We start from the raw sequence: 5,218 nt of genomic DNA, 5'->3' as shown, positions 1-5,218 counted from the left end.
CCCCCCTAGGCTAATAGGGGGGGAGCAAGAAAAAAGCCCCTAAGTACCAAAACGGGGGAGCAGTTTAGGTTTATCCGAATAACTTTTTAATCACGATTTAAAACATCTATGAATGTGGATTTTCAAAAATACAAGCGGTTCAGCCACGCACTAACTGTTCGCGGCAAGTTGATCGAAATACCGCTGCGCAAAGGCGAAAAAGACGCCGCATTCATAGATGGCATAACCTTCACCATCAACAAAAAAGACATTGAACACCTGTGCAAGACCTTTTGCACCGACGACGCCCAATACATCGAAAACTACAGCCGGCTCCTAATCGACGTTTTAGGTTTCGGCGTTTACCAAAAACGCCCCGGCAAAGGCCGCTACTTTTATCAGAGCTATTACACGCTTGGCACCGAAGAAGCCCAATACGGCACAGTCCACATCGGCGGCCAGCGGGATACCGTCTTAGTTGAGCTTACCGGTACCGGCTGCCAAGCGGCACTCGAAGGCTGGGAGCAGCGGCTTTACGACTTTCTAAAGCCCCTGAGCCGTGCCCACATTACCCGCGTCGATTGTGCCCATGACTTTTTCAACGGCGAATACACCCCGCAGCAGGCAGCGGAAGACCATACAAACGGCCTTTTTACCCGCCATAACGCCCGCCCCAAAAGCGAATGCCGCGGCACCGCATGGCGAGAAGAAGATTACACCGGCCGAACCTTTTACGTTGGTACCCGCTATTCCAGCCGCCTATGCCGCGTCTATGAAAAAGGCCGGCAGTTAGGCTGCCCCGAAAGCCCCTGGGTGCGCTTTGAAGTCGAGTTTCGCAAGAATGATAGCGTGATCCCGCTGGAAGTGCTGCTCGCCCCCGGCGAATTTCTCACCGGCGCATATCCCGTCTGCGAAAACCTGTTCAAGACACCCGCTCGCCGCATTGATTACGCCGCAAAGAAGCTGCAGCACGGCTTTGAAAACAAGCTCGCCCATGCCAAAAAACAAGTTGGACGCATCGTCAATTTCATGCGCGATATTGCCGGTTGGGATGATGAGCGAATTGTCCGCGAACTAAAGGCCGAAGCAGAGCTATACCCGCGCGGTTTGGCTCCCGACGAATATCAATGCCCGCAGGGCTATCCCTATCTCGTACCTGAGCAAGGCAGCGAACAGCCCTATCCCGGCTTCGTTTTCACAGGCGACCATGATCAGGATTTGCAAAACATCCAAATGCACCAGTTGTGTGAATTGGACAAACATCATCGGATTTTCTTAGAAAGCCTGAAAAATCCTACCGAGCAGCAACAGCAAGACAGCATCAGTTTTACTAAAAATCTGCAAGAGCTAATGGAAATGATCCAAGCCAAAAACGCAGCAAAAGAGCAAAAACGGATCGACGAATATATCGATTACATGTGGATCCGCTACGGCAACCAATTTATCAACCAAAGACAAGGAAATAACCATGTTGAACTTTGAACAACATCGCGAAAAACTCAATTACGAAACCCGCATCGTGATGGGTATCACCAAATTCAAAGGCACCATTGACGGCAGCGAGATCGACTCCTGCTCCGTACTGATTGCCGCCCCGCTCGATGAGACTACTGGCAACGCCAAAGGTTTTGGCGTTTCCAAAGTTTCTTACGGCAAAAGCGAAAACTACGAGCCTTTCCGCAATCTCAACTTCCCTTGCGAAATGGAATGCGCCTTTGTCCAAACAACAAACGCATCAGGTCGAAGCAAAGAAACCCTGAAAGACATGCGGCCGTTAAAAGCAAAAGCATGAGAAAGGCGTAAGCCATGATCAGAAAGTACATCGTTCAGGATTTGGAAAACTTCGAATTTCTCTGTCCACATCCTGAAGAAGTGGTCGGTTTTACGCCCTTTTTAAACCAAGCCGGCCATTTTGAAGAATTCGAATCAGCCGTTGAAGCCGGTGAAGACATGTGCGAACGCTTTGCAGTTTTCTCGTTCTGGCTTACCGAGTAGCAGAGTTTGCCGTTTCGGGGGTCGGCGGCAGCAAAACCCCTTAGAAGACCCCCACAGATACAAGGGAAAGGAAAAAAAGATGATCGCCTATATCGTCCTGTTCCTGATTTAGTTCCCCGCCGAACGTGTCCCGCCGACAGACACGCAAGGCATTTTTAACCGTCGGTGTAAGGAATTTCAAAATGAAAAACCTCAAACAAAAAGTAGCGGGCGCACTCGTTGCCGCTCCGGCCTTATTGGCCACTACCGCCGCTAATGCAGGCCCCCTTTTGGAAGCGGCAAAAGCCGAAATGGATCCGGTTAAAGCCGACCTGAATTCCGGCAGCGGCATGGTTATCGGCGTGGCACTGATTGCGGTCGGTGTCGGTCTGATGATCCGCTTGATGAAAAAAGCGTAAGGCTAAGGGGCAATCATGGGCTATAGGGTAGGAGGTCAATGCTTTGCCACTTCGGAGAAAGCGTCCGATTATCAGATGTCCATGGTTGTCCCCACCATTACCGCAGACGGCAGTTTAAAGACTGCCGTTTATCAAAACGGCAAATGGTACTACGGCAGCCAGGAAGTCAAATTGAGCTTTCCCCAGTGTGATCAGATGGAGCCGTTCAAAGAAGGCATGCAGGTAGGCATTTTTATACTCGGCATGTTCGTCTTGGTTTACATGACAAAAGTTTTTTTAAGAATGTTCCGTTATTTGGAAAAAGAGTAGCAGGCAGAAAAATGGCGTATGACACAAGCAAGCCAAAAGGCGATATGGATTTGATCGGCGGTGGCGGCGGATCCGGCACAAGTACCCAATACGGCGCCCAATTCAAAACCGATGCGGGAATTATGAAAACCGATTTGATTATGGTTTGTGTTCTTGTAATAGTTTTTTTGAGAATGTTCCGTTATTTGGAAAAAGAGTAGCAGGCAGAAAAATGGCGTATGACACAAGCAAGCCAAAAGGCGATATGGATTTAATCGGCGGTGGCGGCGGATCCGGCACCAGTACCCAATACGGCAGCCAATTTAAAGCCGAATCCGGTGAAATGAAAACAGATTTGATAGCCGTCGGCGCCATTATTTTGGGCATTGTCGTTTTGATTATCGGCGTAAAAGTCTTTATCAGAATGATGAGAAAGCCCGTTGAAAAAGGTAAAAAAAAAGACGCTAAAGAGCTGAAAGACACCCCGCCCGATGCCGATCCAATGGATTTTGATGCAGATGGACAAGATTATCAGCTTGAAGCGCTTGATGATCCCAATTTAGATGCGGAAGCGGAGCGGATGGCCAGAGAAGAGATAGAAGCTAAGTATGCCGATTCTCCGATAGATGAAGAGCAAATGAATTTTGAGATCAACAGCCGTAAGCAAGAGATTTTTGAGGAGTTGGTTCAGGATTATTTGGAAAGGCATCCGGATGAGCTTGAGCAGTTTCCTTGGTTGGCACGGCCTGAAGAAGACGAAGCTGAAGACGAATAAGAGGAAATGTAATGTACGACTGGATCAGTTACCTGTTAGGCATACTGTTTTGCGTGCCGGTTTGGTTGTTGTTTGTGGAATAGGAAAGGGGTAGGCAAGTGAGAGCGGATAAAGCAAGGCTGCTGCTGGCGGCTTTGATGGCGGTGGTGTCGTTGGGAGTGGAAGCTGTAATTATCCCGAAAGAGGATATTTCGATTCTATCTAATACTTCGGGGATGTATGACTGGAGTTTAAGTAGGTATGTTGTATATAAAACTAAAGACGGTCGCTATTTTGCTGGGTTAGATAATCTTTTTTGTAAAGGTGATTGCAAAGATGGTGGTTCAAATGGGATTGATACAGATACAACAGCATTGTTTGATAGTCCGCAGGAAGCATTAAAGAAGCAGTATGGTTCGAAATCTAAATGTGATTATCAATCATTGGTTTGCTATCAAAACTCCGGCCACGAAGAAGACAAACCCGAAGAGAAACCTAAAAACCCCAAAGAAGAGCCCCCCAGCCCCACGCCCCCAAAAACCGACGACAAAGCCTGCGGACGCAACGTAAACGGCAAATGGGTGTCCGAACCGTGCAAACCAAATCCAAAACAGCCTATAAAGTACAACGATAAGCCGGGCGAATTTACTGTTACTTTTTCTAATGAGCATCCGTCAAACGAACATAAAGGCGGATCGCAAAAGTTTACTTTCAAGGGCACATTTCCAAATGGTAGTACTTCGGGCTATACGTTATGCAGAGATATACAGAGTAATGATCTTGCTGTAAAGGCAGGATTTAAGTGTCCTGAAGGCAATCTCTTTTTTTTGATGGAAGTTGAGCAAAAGAAAGAAAAAGATCCGCCAAAACCCAAAGATCCGCCCAAGCCGGATGATGGCAAAGACCAGCAGCCCAAAGATCCGGCCAAGCCCAAAGATCCCGCCAAACCCGACGACGGCAAAGACGGCCCCGACGTATCCGAACTTGACGGCAACAAAGACGGCAAAGACTACAGCAAAGTGCTCGGCGACATAGCCAAGAGTCTTGAGAACATTCAAGAGAGCCTGAACAAATTCGGCAACGGAAACGGCGGCGGTGGTGGCGGCAGCGGCAACAAAGGCGATCCCAACGGCCACAAAGGCGGCGAAGACACCGGCGAGACCGACATGGCCAAATACTGCAAAGAGCATCCCAATGCCCTTTCCTGCACCAAGCTCGGCACCGAAGAAGACATCCGCCGCACCGTCGGCAGCCCCGACGGCAGCGGCAGCAGAATCGGCATCCCCAAAGAAACCGTCGGACTGCCCGGATTCAGCCGCAGTAGCGATTTTGTCGAAAACGGCACCTGCCCTGCGCCCAAACAGTTTGTGTTTATGGGGCAAACGAACGAGTTGAGCTATGAAAGCATGTGCCAAGGCGCAAGGGGTTTGCGGCCGTATATCGTTTTTTCGGCAATCTTTATCGCCTTTGTGATTTGCCGGCATGCCGTAATCAGCAAAACCTAAAGGGAGACAACCATGCCCGTTCTGATTGCCCTGCTCGGCCAACTGCTCGTAACCCTGATAGGGCAGGTGATTATCGCCCTAGGCATCTCTGCCATTACCTACGTCGGCTTTGACCATCTGCAGCAGATGTTTTTGGGCTACGTCAAAAACTCAATGGGCGGCATTGCCCCCGAAGCCATCCAGATTTTCTACATCGCCGGCGGCGGTGAAGCCCTGAACTGGATATTCGGCGCAACATCGTTCGCCCTTGCGCTCTCGTCCGTGTCCAAACTTGGTACATCTTTCAAGAAAAAGTAGCA

General features: G+C 49.3%; 9 protein-coding genes. All 9 read left to right on the top strand.

The window, feature by feature from the left end; all coding sequences use genetic code 11:
• The first annotated feature begins 108 nt into the window (after positions 1–108).
• On the top strand, positions 109–1,461 hold the full coding sequence (locus OP500_RS11120; RefSeq protein ID WP_274070992.1) for a replication initiation factor domain-containing protein: 1,353 nt from the start codon (positions 109–111) through the stop codon (positions 1,459–1,461).
• Positions 1,448–1,771, top strand: a complete 324-nt coding sequence (locus OP500_RS11115) for a hypothetical protein (protein ID WP_274070991.1) — start codon at positions 1,448–1,450, stop codon at positions 1,769–1,771. Before OP500_RS11120 ends, OP500_RS11115 begins: the two co-directional genes overlap by 14 nt.
• Before the next feature lie 14 nt (positions 1,772–1,785).
• Positions 1,786–1,974 (top strand): hypothetical protein, encoded by a 189-nt coding sequence (locus OP500_RS11110; protein WP_238748554.1) that lies wholly within the window; start codon positions 1,786–1,788, stop codon positions 1,972–1,974.
• A gap of 182 nt (positions 1,975–2,156) precedes the next feature.
• Positions 2,157–2,372, top strand: coding sequence for a hypothetical protein (locus tag OP500_RS11105; protein WP_274070990.1), 216 nt, complete (start codon positions 2,157–2,159; stop codon positions 2,370–2,372).
• Positions 2,373–2,453: 81 nt separating this feature from the next.
• A complete protein-coding gene (locus tag OP500_RS11100) occupies positions 2,454–2,681 on the top strand; it encodes a hypothetical protein (protein WP_274070989.1) in 228 nt (75 codons plus the stop codon).
• Between the two features lie 11 nt (positions 2,682–2,692).
• Positions 2,693–2,881, top strand: a complete 189-nt coding sequence (locus OP500_RS11095) for a hypothetical protein (RefSeq protein WP_274070988.1) — start codon at positions 2,693–2,695, stop codon at positions 2,879–2,881.
• An 11-nt stretch (positions 2,882–2,892) separates the two neighbouring features.
• On the top strand, positions 2,893–3,435 hold the full coding sequence (locus OP500_RS11090; RefSeq protein WP_274070987.1) for a hypothetical protein: 543 nt from the start codon (positions 2,893–2,895) through the stop codon (positions 3,433–3,435).
• A 98-nt stretch (positions 3,436–3,533) separates the two neighbouring features.
• Complete coding sequence (locus OP500_RS11085) at positions 3,534–4,919, top strand: virulence factor TspB C-terminal domain-related protein (RefSeq protein ID WP_274070986.1); 1,386 nt, start codon at positions 3,534–3,536, stop codon at positions 4,917–4,919.
• 12 nt (positions 4,920–4,931) lie between these two features.
• Positions 4,932–5,216: a DUF2523 domain-containing protein gene (locus OP500_RS11080; RefSeq protein ID WP_274070985.1), complete on the top strand. Its 285-nt coding sequence runs from the start codon at positions 4,932–4,934 to the stop codon at positions 5,214–5,216.
• The last annotated feature ends 2 nt before the right edge of the window (positions 5,217–5,218 follow it).

The sequence above is a fragment of the Kingella sp. SNUBH-2017 genome (assembly GCF_028680565.1).
GTDB lineage: Bacteria > Pseudomonadota > Gammaproteobacteria > Burkholderiales > Neisseriaceae > Kingella_D > Kingella_D pumchi.
The sequence above is the reverse complement of the archived record's forward strand: the minus strand, read 5'-3'. Positions and strand labels throughout refer to the sequence as shown.

Bases quoted from the DNA above. Each gene is read 5' to 3' on its own strand.
- OP500_RS11120 (WP_274070992.1), top strand. From the start codon at position 109: ATGAATGTGGATTTTCAAAAATACAAGCGGTTCAGCCACGCACTAACT.
- OP500_RS11115 (WP_274070991.1), top strand. From the start codon at position 1,448: ATGTTGAACTTTGAACAACATCGCGAAAAACTCAATTACGAAACCCGC.
- OP500_RS11110 (WP_238748554.1), top strand. From the start codon at position 1,786: ATGATCAGAAAGTACATCGTTCAGGATTTGGAAAACTTCGAATTTCTC.
- OP500_RS11105 (WP_274070990.1), top strand. From the start codon at position 2,157: ATGAAAAACCTCAAACAAAAAGTAGCGGGCGCACTCGTTGCCGCTCCG.
- OP500_RS11100 (WP_274070989.1), top strand. From the start codon at position 2,454: ATGGTTGTCCCCACCATTACCGCAGACGGCAGTTTAAAGACTGCCGTT.
- OP500_RS11095 (WP_274070988.1), top strand. From the start codon at position 2,693: ATGGCGTATGACACAAGCAAGCCAAAAGGCGATATGGATTTGATCGGC.
- OP500_RS11090 (WP_274070987.1), top strand. From the start codon at position 2,893: ATGGCGTATGACACAAGCAAGCCAAAAGGCGATATGGATTTAATCGGC.
- OP500_RS11080 (WP_274070985.1), top strand. From the start codon at position 4,932: ATGCCCGTTCTGATTGCCCTGCTCGGCCAACTGCTCGTAACCCTGATA.